The organism is Brevundimonas pishanensis, assembly GCF_022750635.1.
In the GTDB taxonomy this organism is placed as follows: Bacteria; Pseudomonadota; Alphaproteobacteria; order Caulobacterales; family Caulobacteraceae; genus Brevundimonas; species Brevundimonas pishanensis.
The window spans coordinates 272,062-287,096 of sequence record NZ_JAJKBG010000003.1 but is presented as its reverse complement, the minus strand read 5'-3'; the positions used below and the strand labels follow the sequence as shown (position 1 = coordinate 287,096).

Genomic DNA, 15,035 nt, shown 5'->3' with positions numbered 1-15,035 from the left:
GTTTACAAGCCGTCAATCCGACGCCAAGAACTAATCCAGACTTTCAGTGCAGCCCGCCGTATCGGTTGGGCCATGATGAGGACGAGATCGCATGGGTGCGAAGCTTGGTGGCGGTAAGGGTGGTGCTTCTCAGAACTCTGAGATCAACGTCACTCCGTTCGTAGATATTATGCTGGTTCTGCTGATCATCTTCATGGTCGCGGCACCGATGGCAACCGTTTCGATCAAGCTGGACCTGCCGCCGGCAGTGCCTTCGGCTTCGAACGAAAAGCCGAAAGAACCGGTTTACGTCTCCATCCAGAACGGTGGTGACCTATATATCGCAGACAAGAAGACGGCTCTGCCGACTCTGGCTGCTGACGTCTGCGCCGCTCAAGGCGCTGTCGCTGACTGCCGCGAAGAACGCGTCTTCGTCCGCGCTCAGGCTGACGTGACCTACAACGAGTTCATGGAAGTGATGAACACCCTGCAGGAAAACGGCATGTTCAAGGTCGGCCTGCTGAACGAAGACATCGAATAGTCTTCGGCTTCATCGCCTACGGATTTAAGGGCTGCATCTTCGGATGCGGCCCTTTTTCTTTGCCCGAACGTCAGCTTGGCCCTTGCGCCACGGTCAAGTTCATCCCCCAATGCAGGCTCAGTATCCTGAGGGGGATCATCCCATGCGTCGTCGCACCTTCCTGACCGCCCTGCCCGCCGGAGCCGCTCTGGCCGGAGCCCTGCCCGCCAATGCAAGCGCCACGCAGGCGACACCGCCCGCACCGCGCAGCCGCCCTGCCCCCACGCCGCCTGACCAGGTGGTCGGCATGGGCGACCGGATCACGGGGGCGAAGTATGTTGGACGCTCGACCGTCTGGGGCCAGCATGGCGCGGCGGCGACCGCGCACCCCATCGCCACCCTTATGGGCATAGAGACACTGAAACGCGGCGGATCGGCCATCGACGCTGCCATCGCCATCAACGCGGCACTAGGCTTCCTAGAACCCACCGGCAACGGCATCGGCGGCGATGCCTTCTGCATGCTGTGGGACCCGAAACAGGGCAAGGTCGTGGGCTTTAACGGCTCCGGCCCCTCGCCTCGCCTGCTGGGGCTGGAGACCGCTCGCAGCCGCGCCAAGGATGGCCTCTTGCCCCGTTATGGGGCGGTGACGGTCAATGTGCCCGGTACGGTCGATGCATGGTGGAGCGCCCACCAGAAATACGGAAAGCTGCCGTGGAAGGATGTGCTGCTGCCCGTCGCCGAGCTGTGCGAACAGGGCGTTCCGGTGCCGCAGGTCATCGCCTTCTATCTCGAGCGCAACATGGCTGTGTTCGAGCGCAACCGCGATGTGATCGAAGAACACGACAACCGCCGCAAGGTCTATGCCCCCAATGGCGAGACCGCCAAGACGGGCCAGATATTCGCCAACCCCGATCTGGGCCGCACCCTGCGCCTGATCGCCGAGGGCGGGCGCGACGCCTTCTATAACGGCCCCATTGCCGATGCCATCGAGGGCTATTTCCGCCGCATCGGCGGCTGGATGACCAAGGCAGACCTGAATGCCCACCAGACCGAGTGGGTCGAGCCGATCCGAACCAACTATCGCGGCGTGGATGTCTATGGCCTTGGCCCGAACACTCAGGGGCTGTCGACCAACCAACTCCTCAACATCTGCGAACAGTTCGACCTGAAAGCCATGGGCTTCCAGTCCGCTGCCTCGATCCACCATCAAGCCGAGGCCAAGCGGCTAGCGTTCGAGGATCGCGCCAAATGGTTCGCAGATAGCCGTTTCAGCGAAACGCCCGTCGCCTATCTGAACTCCAAGGCCTATGCGGCGGAGCGCGCGCGACTGATCAATCCGAACCGCGTCATGGATCGCGTCTTCCCCGGCGATGCGCCCACGCAAGGTGACACCACCTATTTCAGCGTCGCCGACAGTGACGGGATGATGGTCAGCTGGATCCAGTCCAACTATCGCGGCATGGGCTGCGGACTGGTCGCCGATGACGGACATGGGCGCACGCTGGGCTTCATGTTCCAGAACCGTGGCGAGATGTTCGCCACCACCGATGGCCACCCCAATATCTATGCCCCCGGCAAACGCCCCTTCCACACCATCATTCCGGGCTTTGCCTGCAAGGATGGCAAGCCGTGGATGGCCTATGGCGTCATGGGCGGCGGCATGCAGCCACAAGGTCAGGCCCAGATCATCATCAACATGGTCGATTACGGCCTCGACCCGCAAGAAGCGGGCGATACCCCGCGCTGGCAGCACTATGGCTCGACCGAACCGACGGGAGAAGCCGCTGCGGCGGGTTCAGGCAAGCTGCATCTGGAAAGTGGCGTCCCCGCTGTCACCAAGGCCCGCCTGACCGAAATGGGCTGGAGCCTCGGCGAGCCCGACGGCGGCTTTGGCGGCTATCAGAACGTCATGATGCAGCAAAACCCCGACGGCCGCTGGACCTACGGCGCGGCCTCGGAGATGCGCAAAGACGGGTTGGCGCTGGCATATTGACCAAAGCCCCTACACGTCCCTCAATCATTGATAGGTTGGATGTGAATATATCCAACCTATCGAGTGCTGTCGCATTTGCGCGCAAAGGCTCTGGCCGTTGGCCGGAGTGGGAAAGATATCTTGTTGTCCATGGCGAGCCAGCGTTTCTCATAGGTAACATATGCGGCACATGTGAATTCTTCTTCGAGCGCATTGAGGAAGCGTCGAACGGTGTGGATGTCGAAGAACTATCCGGCACGCTAGCTGCGGGGATTGATCATATTCACCCGGAAGTGGCGAACGCGTTGGGGAAGCTCCTCCCCTCAGGCTCGTACCACCTAGTCCTGATGCGCCTCACTCCGCACCTAATTGCTGCAGGTTCCGACGCTGATTACTTCGCGCATGAACAAGTGCAGCAAATCGGTTTTGATCCGGTGATGGAAGGTGGAACTCACCATCCCCGTATCGACTATTATCGCGTTAAGCCGACAGAAGGACTGCCAGTTATTGGTGATCAAGACCGAACCGACCTGTCGTTCGATTTCATCATCCCGCTACATCGTCAAAACCAACTCGATGAGGAGCGGATACGCTATTACATGCAGCGCCTAGAAGAGGCGGTTATGCCAACGGCCGTTGCAGTTTCAGTTCTTGATGTGAAACAGCCTGAAATAGAAAACGTCCAAGATCACCGCTGTATGGGTCACTATCTCTTGGACGGTCATCACAAACTGGCGGCCGCAGCTAGGACAGGCAAGCCGCTGACGCTTTTGAGCTTCATCGCCAATGATCAGGGCGTGTCAAACTCTGACGACCTTCAGAAATATCTGAACCTCCATAGCTAAACAAAAAAGCCGCCCATATCGGAGCGGCTTTTTCATTAGTAGTTAGGCAGCTTAACCGAGCGCCTCAATAGCCTTGGCGGCGATGTGTTTCGCGTTGAGGGCAGCCTCGTCGTACATGGCCATGGGGCTGTTGTGGTCTTGGAAGATGTCCGGCAGATGCATGGTGCGGATCTTCAGGCCGCGATCCAGAGCGCCCTTCTCGGCCAGCATTTGCAGCACGAAGGCACCGAAGCCGCCCATAGCGCCCTCTTCCACCGTGATCAGTACTTCATGCTCGCGCGCGAGGCGCAGGATCAGTTCCTCGTCCAGCGGCTTGGCGAAGCGGGCGTCGGCGATGGTGGTCGAGATACCGGCCTGTTCCAGAATGTCAGCGGCCTTCAGGCTTTCCTGCAGGCGGGTACCCAGCGACAGGATGGCGACCTTGGTGCCTTCCTTGACGATGCGGCCCTTGCCGATTTCCAGCGGCTTGGCCAGTTCGGGGATTTCCACGCCCACGCCGTCACCGCGCGGATAGCGGAAGGCCGACGGGCGGTCGTTGATTTCCAGCGAGGTGGCGATCATGGCGGCCAGTTCGGCTTCATCAGCTGCAGCCATTAGCACCATGCCCGGCAGAGCCCCCATGAAGCCGATATCGAACGATCCGGCGTGGGTCGCACCATCGGCCCCCACCAGACCCGCACGGTCCATAGCAAAGCGCACCGGTAGCGACTGGATGGCTACATCGTGGACCACTTGGTCGTAGCCGCGCTGAAGGAAGGTGGAATAGATGGCGCAGAACGGCTTCATACCGTCCGCAGCCATACCCGCCGCAAAGGTCACAGCGTGCTGTTCGGCGATGCCTACATCGTACACGCGGTCAGGGTACGCCTGACCGAACAGGTCGATGCCCGTGCCCGACGGCATGGCGGCGGTGATGCCGACAATGCTCGGATCGGTTGCTGCGTGCTTGATCAACTCGGTGCCGAACACCTTGGTGTAGCTGGGCGCGTTCGAGATGGCCTTGGCCTGCTTGCCGGACTCCACGTCGAACTTGACCACGCCGTGATATTTGTCGGCGCTGTTCTCGGCGGGGGCATAGCCCTTGCCCTTTTGCGTGACGACGTGGACCAGCACCGGCTTGTCGGTGATGGCCAGCGCGTTCTTCAGGATCGGCACCAGATGGTTCATGTCATGACCATCAATCGGACCGATGTAGTAGAAACCCAGTTCCTCGAAGAAGGTGCCGCCGGCAACCATGCCGCGGGCGTATTCCTCGGCCTTGCGCGCGGTCTCGCGGATGGGGCGCGGCATGTGGTCGACGAACTTCTTACCGAAGTTGCGAACGCGCTGATAGGCGTCGCCCGAAACCTGTTTGGCCAAATAGGCGCTCATGGCGCCGACCGGCGGGGCGATCGACATGTCGTTGTCGTTCAGGATGACCATGAACTGGCCGTCCGTCGCCTCGATGGCGTTGTTCATCGCCTCATAGGCCATGCCCGCCGTGATCGAGCCGTCACCGATGACGGCCACGACCTTGTTGTTCTCGCCCTGCTGATCGCGGGCAGCGGCAAAGCCCAGACCCGCCGAGATCGAGGTAGAGGCGTGGGCGGCACCGAACGGGTCGTATTCGCTCTCCGAGCGCTTGGTGAAGCCCGACAGACCACCACCCTGACGCAGCGTGCGGATACGGTCGCGACGGCCCGTCAGAATCTTGTGCGGATAGCATTGGTGACCGACATCCCAGATCAGGATGTCCTTGGGCGTATCCAGCAAGTGATGCAGCGCGACCGTCAGTTCGACCACACCCAGGCCCGCGCCCAGATGCCCGCCCGTCACCGAGACAGCATCGATGGTTTCGGCGCGCACCTCGTCCGCCAACTGGTTCAGCTGCGGGATATCGAACCCGCGCGTATCGGACGGGAAGCTTACGGTGTCGAGCAAAGGGGTATTCGGCATAGGGGCTTAATAGCCTTCAAAGGCTGGGACGCGAAGGTCGATAATAGCCATAACCCGCGAAGGGTCATGGCGGTTCGTATCAAAGTCTTGTGCAGAAACGATGGATTATGAGCGGCGCTTGAGCACCAGATCCACGCTGGCCTTGAGGATGTCGCCATCGTGGCCGAACAGGTCAAGGTGGGCGCGGGCCTGATCGGCCAGATGCGCGACGCGTTGTCGCGCAGCATCGACACCCAGCAGAGTAACGAAATTGGTCTTGCCCAGAGCAGCATCCTTGCCGCCCGCAGCTTTGCCCATTTCCTCGGCCGAGCCTTCGGCATCCAGCACATCGTCAACGATCTGGTAGGCCAGACCGATGTCGTGCGCGAAACCAAGAAGCGCCTGGCGCTGGGCATCGCTGGCGTCGGCCATGATAAGCGGGATTTCAAAGGCGTTGGCGAACAGGGCACCGGTCTTGAGGCGCTGCATACGCGCAACCCCGCCCAAATCGTCGCGTACACCCAGCAGATCGATCATCTGGCCGCCGGCCATGCCTTCCGCACCGGCGTTTACGGCCAGCCGGCGAACCAGCTCACAGCGCACAGCGGGGTCCGCGTGGGTAGATTCGTCAGCCATGATCTCGAAAGCGACCGTCTGTAGGGCATCGCCTGCGAGGATGGCGGTCATCTCGTCATATTCGATGTGCACGGTCGGACGCCCGCGACGCATGTCGTCGTCGTCCATCGCCGGAAGGTCGTCGTGCACCAGCGAATAGGCGTGGATGCACTCCAGCGCACAGGCGGCGCGCAGCAGCTCACCCTCATCGAGGTCGAACAGACGGCCTGCTTCCATGGTGAAGAACGGACGCAAACGTTTGCCCGGACCCAGCGCCGCATAGCGCATGGCTTCGGTCAGTCGAGCCTCGGGGCCAGAGCCGCGCGGAAGAAGTTTGTCGAGCGCCACGGTGACCATGTCAGCCACATCGGCGACACGATCAATCACGGCTTGTTCGGGCGAATTCGCCGCAAGGATGGTCACGACGAGATCAACCGAAGTCGGCAGCTTGGGTGCCGGTAGCCTGTTGATCGGGGCCGACCACAATCTTCTCGACCCGCAGTTGGGCGGCCTTCAGGCGAGCCTCGCAATGCGCTTTGAGCTGGGCACCCTGCTCATAGAGCGTGATGGATTCTTCCAGACCGGCCTGACCGGATTCCAGTCGCGAGACGATACCCTCCAGCTTTTGCAGGGCATCTTCAAAGCTGAGATCAGCAGGAACGGTGTTTGCGGTCGCTTCGGTCATGGCGGCAAACTAGAGCCGTGTGGCAGGCGGTTCAATCCTCATGCCGCCCTGCCAACAGGAAATGCGCTCAGGAACGGCGATAACGCCGCTGGCACCAGTATTTGAAACCTTGGTTCTCGATCAGCTTCCATCCCTCGGCCTGCAGCTTCTGGCCGATCATGTGGTTAAAATAGCCGTGTGCGAGCACCAGCACATCGCGACCGTCAAAAGACCGTTGGATCAGGATTTGTGCCGCCCTTGCCGCCCGAAGTTCGGCCTCTGCGCGACTTTCCTGACCGTCGTGGTGATCAAAGACGTGCCACCAGAATCGGGCCACCACGCCCCACAATCGCGGCGGCAGTTTGAACCAGTCGGGTAAATGCGGCGGAGGCAGCGGGGCTTCGACAAAGACGCTGTCCGTTAGAAACTGGCGATCACCCGCGACGGCGCGCGCGGTTTCCTGTGCTCGGCGAAGCGTCGAGGCATAGAGCGTCCCTGCAACTGCCGCCGTTCGAACGAGACTGTCCGGCGGCGTCTGCCCGGCGGACAGGCCTCCCGCATCGTACCTCGCCCACCAGTCGCGATATTCCTCGGCACTCAGCCAGCATTTACGCGACAGAGCGGGTTTGCCGTGGCGTGCCAATATGATGTCGCCGTATCGCGAAGGCGATCCCTCCTTGGTCACGGTGAACTCCGTTCGACTGAACCTCGATGGTTAGACAGCGATTGCGACACTCGCAACCCGTGCATGGTCGAACAAAGCACAGGATGGCGTCCCGATTTCGGGGGCGCTAAGGATGCGGGCATGAGCGAATACCTGATCCGTCCCGCCGAAGACCGCGACCTCGAAGCCCTGTCCGCCTTCAGCCGCCGCACCTTCGTGGAAACCTTCGTGGACGGCTTCGGCATCCCCTACCCTGCCGACGATCTGGAGGCGTTTTTCCAAAAGAGCTTTAGCCCCGAGGCGCTTCGTCCGCGCATCCACGACGACGAGTGCGTCTTTTGGATTGCCGAACGCGACGGCCAGATCCTCGCCCTGTGCCACGCCGGTCCCAACGACCTGCCGCACGAAGACGCCAAGGCGGGCGAGATGGAGTTGCGCCGCCTGTATGTCGGCAAGGAAGCGCAAGGTTTGGGCCTCGGCACTGAACTGCTGAAACGCGCCTTGGCCTGGATGGAAGAACGCACCACCGGAGCCCTATGGATCGGCGTCTGGAGCGGCAATCTGAAGGCTCAGAAACTGTATGCAGCCTATGGGTTCGAGAAGGTCGGCGGCTATGGCTATCCGGTCGGGGAATGGATCGATCAGGAGTTCATCCTGCGCCGCGCCTGATCGCGCTCGCCAACGTCAGATAATCCGGTAATCTAGCCCGATGCTCCTGCCCTTCTTTACCGCGCTTCGCGACCACAAGGTTCCTGTGTCCATGAAGGAATGGCTCCATCTGATGGAGGCCATGGACAAGGGCGTGTCGGGCCTGCAGGTCGATGACTTCTATCACTTGTCGCGGGCGGTGCTGGTCAAGGACGAGAAACACTACGACCGCTTCGATCAGGCGTTCGACAAGGCCTTCAAGGGGCTGGAGACGATGGGCGCGGGCGAGGACCTGACCACCGACATTCCCGAGGACTGGCTGAAACTCATCAACGAGAAATACCTGACCGACGAGCAAAAGGCCGAGATCGAGGCCCTGGGCGGTTGGGACAAGCTGATGGAGACGCTGAAACAGCGCCTCGAAGAGCAGAAGGAACGCCATCAGGGCGGCAATAAATGGATCGGCACTGGCGGAACCAGTCCGTTCGGCAATGGGGGCTATAATCCCGAAGGCGTCCGCATCGGCGGCACAGGTAAGCATGGCCGCGCGGTAAAGGTCTGGGAAAAGCGCGAGTACAAGAACCTCGACGACAGCGTTGAACTGGGCACCCGCAACATCAAGGTGGCGCTGCGTCGCTTGCGCCGCTTTGCCCGCACGGGTGCGCCGGATGAGCTGGATATCGACGGCACCATCGATGGCACCGCCCGTCAGGGCTGGCTGGATATCCAGATGCGGCCCGAGCGCCGCAACACGGTCAAGGTGCTGATTTTCTTCGACATCGGCGGCTCGATGGATGGTCACATCAAGATGTGCGAGGAGCTGTTCTCGGCCGCCAAGACCGAGTTCAAGAACCTCGAGTTCTACTACTTCCACAACTGCCTGTACGAAGGTGTGTGGAAGGACAACCGCCGCCGTCATACCGAGCGTATTCCGACGTGGGATCTGATCCACAAATACGATAGCGACTGGCGCGCCATCTTCGTCGGCGACGCCAGCATGAGCCCCTACGAGATCACCATCCCCGGCGGCTCGGTCGAGCACTTCAACGAGGAGGCTGGCGCGGTGTGGATGAAGCGCGCTCGCGAACAGTGGCCCAAGTCGGTCTGGCTCAATCCCCTCCCCGAGCGCCACTGGCGCTACACCCAGTCGGTCGCTCTGCTGCGCGAGTTGATGGAAGAGAAGATGTATCCCCTGACCCTCGAAGGGTTGGACGGGGCGATGCGCACGCTGACGAAATAGCAAAAAGGCCGCCCCTTACGGAGCGGCCTTTTCTAATCTCGGGTTAGGCGATTACTTGCCGCGAAGGGCGTCTTTGGCCCCGCCGACAGCGTTCTGGACCTTGCCTTCGACCTGATCGGCCTTGCCCTCGGCTTTCAGCTTTTCATCGCCGGTCAGGTTGCCGATACCCTCTTTGACTTTGCCACCGATATTCTTGGCAGCACCTTCAATGCGATCTCTATCAGCCATGGGTTAGCTCCATTTCCGGGACAGCACGGAACGCGCTGCCTACAGTAAAAGAACGTATGACCCGACGAGCCGTTCCGGTATTAAGCAATCCGATCTTGTCTAGACCTGACGCGCTCGCCACCGCATCCAGCAGGTAATTGCCCACGCATGGGCTTCATGCCTGACGGACGCGAGCGCATTATCGGGCGTAAGCCAGACCAGTTGATGATCTGCCTCCTGCTTGTTTGCAGGGGTCGATCCGGCGATCTGCATGGTCCAGAAAGCGCTCACATTATTCAGCGCCTCACCGTCCGTGCGCACAAAGTATTGCGAGGCCTCGGTCAGGCGATCTATAGGCGTGACATCTAGCCCTGTCTCTTCGCGAAACTCGCGTGTCAGAGCCTCGGCTTCGGTCTCTTCACCCTCGACCGCGCCGCCAGGGAGATCGAAATAGGGTCCCTTGTCACGCGTAATGCGCACGCAGGCGATAAGACCGTCGCGCTCGGCAATCCCGAACACGGCGGCGCGGTGGCGGTACTCAACACCCGCGTGCGCATGGCCAAACTGCAGTTTCATCTAACGGCTTCTACAGGCCGTCGTGCGATTTGCGAACAGGCGCGGCCTTAAACAAAAGTTGCGCCCGCGTGCCGGGATTCAAGGACTGATAGGTTATCTTCGTCCCCAGGTCGGTCGCCATGGCGTCCATTATCTGGCTGCCCAATCCCGTCCCCTGCGCCGCATCGCCCGACAGGCCAGCACCGTCGTCTTCGACCGCCAGCAGGACGGTATCCGCATCCGGTTGATTGGCGAGCACGCGAATCTCGCCGCCCTTGCCTGCCGGATAGGCATATTTGACCGCATTGGTGACCAGTTCGGCCACGACAACGCCGAGCGCTACGGCCTGATCGGTGGAGACCCAGACAGGGTCCGCCTTCAGGGCCAGTTTCGGGCCCTTGTCCGAAGACATGGACGAGGCCAACTCCTCGACAAGGCCGCATAGATACCCGTCCAGAGCGACACCCGATACATCGCCCGAGGTGTAGAGGCGGCGGTGAACCTGGGCCACGGCTTCGATACGGGCCTGCACCTTGGACAGCGCGTCGTGCGCGATCTCGTCAGTAACCTGACGGCGCTGGAGGTGGATGAAGCTGGTCACAAGTTGCAGCGAGTTACCGACGCGGTGGTTCACTTCGCGCAGCAGGGCCTCTGCCCTGTCGCGTTCGCGCAGGATTTCGATCTGGGATTCCTGCGACTTCTGCTCGAGACGCCGGCGTTCCAAAGCGTCCTCGACGGCACGGATCAGCAGGTGCGTAAAGTCGTCGGACGCTTCCTTGATGACATAGTCTGCGGCACCCGCACGCAGGGCCGAAACGGCAATCCGGCCATCCTGCGCCCCGGTCACATAAACAACCGGCGGCGCATTCTCGAGCAGCAGGATTTCGGGCAGAATTTCCAGACCGTCGCGGCCAGGCATGTGATGGTCCAAGGCGCAAACGTCGTAGGTTTCGCTGCCCAACATGGTTAATCCGACGTCGCCGTCGGAGGCCAGATCCACCTTGTGCCCTTCGCGCTCGAACTGCTTCTGGATCAGTCGCCCAAGCGCGGGATCATCATCAATGTAAAGCAGCCTGAACAGGTTAATCACTCTGCACTAATGGTGGGGGCCTGAATGACAGATAGGAACAAACCAAGCTGGCGAATGGCCGAGGCAAAAGCATCGTAATCCACCGGCTTGGTAATGTAGACATTACAGCCGAGGTCATAGCAATGTTGTATCTCTGTCCGGTCATCCGTGGTGGTCAGGATAACGACCGGTGCGCGCCGCAGGACCTCGTCCCCCTTCACCTTGGTCAGGATATCCACGCCCGACATGTCGGGCAGGTTCAGGTCCAGCAGGATCAGGATGGATGAGTCGTGGCGGGCGTCATCACTCAACAGATAGTTCAGCCCGTCCTCACCATTATCGAAGTGAAGAATATCATTCGAGATATTGGCGCGACGAATGTTCTTTTCGATCAGCTTTGCATGCCCGTGATCATCTTCGATCATCACGATTTTTACAGAGTTACTCATATCCATCCTTACAGTGCGCGGGGCGCGAACGTTCGGGGCAGACGGATACGGAATGTCGTGCCTTCGCCCACGTCCGACTCCACCGTGATTGAGCCGCCGAGGCGGCGCACAGTGTTGCGTACGAATGCAAGCCCCAGTCCCTCGCCGGGCTGGTCCTGACGTCCTGAACGGCGGAACAGTTCGAACACGCGTTCATGGTCCTTGGGCGCAATACCACGTCCGTTGTCTGTGACCTCGAATTCCACTTCCTGCCCGCTCAAATCCTTACCCTTAATCGCTAACAGCAAAGATTGTTCCGGTTTCCGGTATTTGATGGCGTTGTCGATCAGGTTGCCGAAAATCTGCTCGATAGCCATGCGGTCGTTAACGATGCTCGGCAAGTCCCCGACCTCCACACGGCCATCGCCCGCCGACAGGGGGTGGGCCACAGCATCCACCAACCCCTTCACAAGCTGGTTCATATCCAGCTCATTCGGCGTCAGCTCGCGTCGACCGTCACGCGAAAGCTGAAGGATGGCTTTGATCAGCCCATCCATCTTGCTGGTCGAGGCGCGGATGAAGCCGATGGCCTCCGGTGCGTCTTCGCGGATTGCCAGCGCGGTATCCTCGGACACAGTGTCTGGATGCTCGACTTCCAGCTTGGCGATCAGGGCATCGACCTTGCCGGAGATACGCTCCAGTTCCGAGGTATAGCCCATGACGTTGACGAGAGGCGCGCGCAGATCGTGGCTGACGATATAGGCGAACCTCTGGATTTCCTCGTTGGCCCGTACCAGTTCCGAAGTACGTTCGCGGACCTCGGCCTCAAGGCCAGAGTTCGCTCGGTCCAGCTCCCGCTGGGCCTTGAGCAGGTCGCCAATCTGGCGGCGTACAAGCCCCGCACCGATGATCCCCAGAACCACAATGAGCAGTCCCGCAAACACACTGAAGGCCGTGGTGTACTGGCGCGAGCTGGTCGCCGCGCTGGTGGCCGCCTCCGTCCTGCGGTCAATGGCATTGGAGATCTCGGCGACTTCCAGTCGCATGGCGTCCATCAGGGCCTTGCCGTGACCGCTGCGAACCGCGCCAACGGCTTCGCCAATCCGGCCCTGACGGGTCATATTGACCGTATCAATCATCAATGTGCGCCGAGCTTCGTACAGGCTGCGGACCCGCTCCAGACGCGGCGAAAGCTCGGGGTCGTCGGCGATCAATTCATCCATCGTCTCTACGACCGAGGGGATCTGGGTGAGCGCATTGTTATAGACTTGCAGATAGGCGGGATTAGCCGTCAGCATGAAGCCACGCTGTCCCGTCTCGGCATCTGTCAACAGGCTGACCAATTGCCAGCCCGCAATCTGGGTGCGGTGGCCGTGGTTCTCGATCGCCGTATAAGCCGCTGTCTGACGCAGCATGTAGAAGGTGGCGATATTGGTCACCAACAACAGCACAAAGGCCGCGCCCAGCAGCAGCAAGAGCCGCCTGTACAACGGCTGGGACTGACGAATAAAATTTAGAGAAGCGATTTCGAGGCGGGGGCGAGATTTCATAAACGCACTTTTTCGCGTGAATCCGCGCCTGTCCAGCTTCGTTACGGAGGCTAGACGGTTCCCACCGTGCGCAAGCGGGCCTTGGGATGCACTTCGTTCTGGCTCATCACCACGGTTTGGCCGCGGAACCGCTCGATGATGGATCGCACATAGGGGCGCACTTGCGGTCCCGTCAACAGCACCGGATTTTCGCCGGTCATAGCCGCGCGTTCGAACACTTCACGAACCACACGGATAAAGTCCTGAAGCTGGCTGGGGGCCATGGCCAATTGCTTGTCTTCGCCTGGCCCGATCAAGGCATCACCGAACGCCTGTTCCCAGTCCGGCGACAATGTAATGATCGGCAGGGCACCGTCCTCGCCGCGATGCTGCCAGCACAGTTGACGAGCAAGGCGGGTGCGGACGTGCTCGACCAGCGTGGTGACGCTGGTGCTGTGCGGCGCGGCCTCGGCCAGTCCCTCGAGGATCGCCGGAAGGTCGCGGATCGACACACGCTCGCGCAGCAAGGTCTGTAGAACGCGTTGGAGCGTTGTCACTGTCACGACCGAGGGGATGAGTTCCTCGACCAGCTTTTGCGTCTCTGACGGCAGTTCCTTCAGCAACTTCTGCACCTCGGTATAGGACAGAAGCTCGGCCATGTTCTCCTTGAGGATTTCCGTCAGGTGCGTGGTCAGCACTGTGGACGGGTCCACAATCGTATAGCCGCGGAAGGTGGCCTCTTCGCGTAGGGACTCGTCGATCCACGTTGCGGGCAGACCAAAGGCGGGCTCACGCGTGTGCTCGCCCGGCAGTTCGACCTGACGCCCCGACGGGTCCATGGCCATCAGCATGCCAAGGCGCACCTCGCCATTGCCGGCGTCCATTTCCTTGATGCGGATGCCATAGCCCTGATTGGGCAGGCGCATATTGTCCAAGATGCGCACGCTGGGCATGACGAAGCCGTATTCCTGAGCCAGCGAGCGGCGCAGGGCGCGGATTTGATCGGTTAGGCGACGACCTTCGAGGTCGTTGATCAGGGCCAGCAGCGAATAGCCCAGTTCGATCTTCACATCATCAATGGTCAGAGCGGTCGAGATAGGCTCTTCGACGTCCGACTTGGGCGTGGTCTCCACCACTTCGACAGGCGGCGGCTTAAGGCGGTTACGCCCCAGGCGCCACGCCATAAACCCCGCGCCTAGCGCCAGCGCCGCGAACGGCAGGATAGGCATGCCCGGGATAAGTGCGATCAGACCGGAGGTGCCCGACACCACGCCCAGCGAAACTGGGTTGGTCGCCATCTGCGCAACCAGTGCCTTGTCAGCGGCACCCTCAACACCCGCCTTGGTGACGAGGAAGCCCGCGGCGACCGAGATGATGATCGCCGGAATCTGTGTGACCAGACCGTCACCGACCGAGAGTTGCACATAGGTATTGGCGGCATCACCTGCCGGCATACCGTGCTGGATCACACCGATCAGCATACCGCCGATGATGTTAATGAAGGTGATGATCAGGCCGGCGATAGCATCGCCGCGAACGAACTTCGAGGCACCGTCCATGGCACCGAAGAAGGTCGATTCCTGCTCCAGTTCCTTACGGCGAATCTTGGCCTGGTCCTCGCTGATGATGCCAGCCGAGAGATCGGCGTCGATGGCCATCTGCTTGCCCGGCATGGAGTCCAGGGTGAAGCGGGCCGACACTTCGGCGATACGGGTCGCACCCTTCGTGATGACCACGAAGTTCACCACCAGCAGGATGGCAAAGATAATCAGACCGATGACGAAGCTGCCGCTCATCATCAGTTCGCCGAAGGCCGCGATGATGGCACCCGCAGCCGCGTGACCGCTGTCGCCGCCGGACAGGATCAGTCGCGTGGACGCGATATTCAGGCCAAGTCGATAAAGCGTAGAGACCAGCAGAACCGTCGGAAAGATGGCGAAGTCCAGCGGCCGCTTCATCATTACAGCGGTCATCAGGATCAGCACGCTGGAAACCAGCGAGATGGCCAGCAACAGGTCCAGCATGAAGGCCGGAACCGGCAGGATCAGCAGCAGGATGATGCCGATCACACCGGCCGCCATGCCCACTTCGCCGCGCAACAGCCAGCCTAAAGCGTCCCGCCCTGTGGGGCGAGCCATGCCGTCCTTCATGAAGGATGGGGCATCAGCCATGGCGGATGTTCA

General features: G+C 60.7%; 15 protein-coding genes. 5 read left to right on the top strand and 10 right to left on the bottom strand.

Annotation, left to right across the window (positions count from 1 at the left end):
* Positions 1-91: 91 nt before the first annotated feature.
* From LOX95_RS07725 to LOX95_RS07715, 3 genes are all read left to right on the top strand, one after another.
* Positions 92-520, top strand: a complete 429-nt coding sequence (locus LOX95_RS07725) for a biopolymer transporter ExbD (protein ID WP_242913895.1) — start codon at positions 92-94, stop codon at positions 518-520.
* A 142-nt stretch (positions 521-662) separates the two neighbouring features.
* The gene (locus tag LOX95_RS07720; RefSeq protein WP_242913894.1) at positions 663-2,495 is read left to right on the top strand and encodes a gamma-glutamyltransferase family protein; all 1,833 of its coding nucleotides are present in this window, start codon (positions 663-665) and stop codon (positions 2,493-2,495) included.
* The gene (locus LOX95_RS07715; protein WP_242913893.1) at positions 2,492-3,319 is read left to right on the top strand and encodes a hypothetical protein; all 828 of its coding nucleotides are present in this window, start codon (positions 2,492-2,494) and stop codon (positions 3,317-3,319) included. The genes LOX95_RS07720 and LOX95_RS07715 overlap by 4 nt, the downstream gene beginning before the upstream one ends.
* A 51-nt stretch (positions 3,320-3,370) precedes the next feature.
* Here LOX95_RS07715 and dxs read toward each other — a convergent pair whose 3' ends face one another.
* From dxs to LOX95_RS07695, 4 genes are all read right to left on the bottom strand, one after another.
* A complete protein-coding gene (dxs, locus tag LOX95_RS07710) occupies positions 3,371-5,254 on the bottom strand; it encodes a 1-deoxy-D-xylulose-5-phosphate synthase (protein ID WP_242913892.1) in 1,884 nt (627 codons plus the stop codon).
* A 105-nt stretch (positions 5,255-5,359) separates the two neighbouring features.
* Positions 5,360-6,205 (bottom strand): polyprenyl synthetase family protein, encoded by an 846-nt coding sequence (locus LOX95_RS07705; protein WP_248286934.1) that lies wholly within the window; start codon positions 6,203-6,205, stop codon positions 5,360-5,362.
* A gap of 73 nt (positions 6,206-6,278) precedes the next feature.
* Positions 6,279-6,533, bottom strand: a complete 255-nt coding sequence (locus LOX95_RS07700) for an exodeoxyribonuclease VII small subunit (RefSeq protein WP_242913890.1) — start codon at positions 6,531-6,533, stop codon at positions 6,279-6,281.
* Between the two features lie 67 nt (positions 6,534-6,600).
* Positions 6,601-7,197 carry a histidine phosphatase family protein gene (locus LOX95_RS07695; RefSeq protein WP_242913889.1) on the bottom strand — a complete coding sequence of 199 codons (597 nt, stop codon included), beginning with the start codon at positions 7,195-7,197 and terminating at the stop codon, positions 6,601-6,603.
* Positions 7,198-7,317: 120 nt separating this feature from the next.
* On the opposite strand from LOX95_RS07695, the gene LOX95_RS07690 reads away from it, so the two are divergent.
* Together LOX95_RS07690 and LOX95_RS07685 are read left to right on the top strand one after the other, a co-directional pair.
* Positions 7,318-7,845: a GNAT family N-acetyltransferase gene (locus LOX95_RS07690; protein ID WP_242913888.1), complete on the top strand. Its 528-nt coding sequence runs from the start codon at positions 7,318-7,320 to the stop codon at positions 7,843-7,845.
* Positions 7,846-7,885: 40 nt separating this feature from the next.
* Positions 7,886-9,064, top strand: a complete 1,179-nt coding sequence (locus tag LOX95_RS07685; RefSeq protein ID WP_242913887.1) for a vWA domain-containing protein — start codon at positions 7,886-7,888, stop codon at positions 9,062-9,064.
* Positions 9,065-9,115: 51 nt separating this feature from the next.
* Here LOX95_RS07685 and LOX95_RS07680 read toward each other — a convergent pair whose 3' ends face one another.
* From LOX95_RS07680 to flhA, 6 genes are all read right to left on the bottom strand, one after another.
* A complete protein-coding gene (locus tag LOX95_RS07680) occupies positions 9,116-9,292 on the bottom strand; it encodes a CsbD family protein (RefSeq protein WP_242913886.1) in 177 nt (58 codons plus the stop codon).
* 99 nt (positions 9,293-9,391) lie between these two features.
* A complete protein-coding gene (locus LOX95_RS07675; RefSeq protein WP_242913885.1) occupies positions 9,392-9,847 on the bottom strand; it encodes an NUDIX domain-containing protein in 456 nt (151 codons plus the stop codon).
* A gap of 10 nt (positions 9,848-9,857) precedes the next feature.
* Complete coding sequence (locus LOX95_RS07670; protein ID WP_242913884.1) at positions 9,858-10,916, bottom strand: sensor histidine kinase; 1,059 nt, start codon at positions 10,914-10,916, stop codon at positions 9,858-9,860.
* The gene (locus tag LOX95_RS07665) at positions 10,913-11,344 is read right to left on the bottom strand and encodes a response regulator (protein ID WP_242913883.1); all 432 of its coding nucleotides are present in this window, start codon (positions 11,342-11,344) and stop codon (positions 10,913-10,915) included. The genes LOX95_RS07670 and LOX95_RS07665 overlap by 4 nt, the downstream gene beginning before the upstream one ends.
* 8 nt (positions 11,345-11,352) lie before the next feature.
* Positions 11,353-12,873 (bottom strand): sensor histidine kinase, encoded by a 1,521-nt coding sequence (locus tag LOX95_RS07660; RefSeq protein ID WP_242913882.1) that lies wholly within the window; start codon positions 12,871-12,873, stop codon positions 11,353-11,355.
* Positions 12,874-12,923: 50 nt separating this feature from the next.
* Positions 12,924-15,023 carry a flagellar biosynthesis protein FlhA gene (flhA, locus tag LOX95_RS07655; RefSeq protein ID WP_242913881.1) on the bottom strand — a complete coding sequence of 700 codons (2,100 nt, stop codon included), beginning with the start codon at positions 15,021-15,023 and terminating at the stop codon, positions 12,924-12,926.
* Between the last annotated feature and the right edge of the window lie 12 nt (positions 15,024-15,035).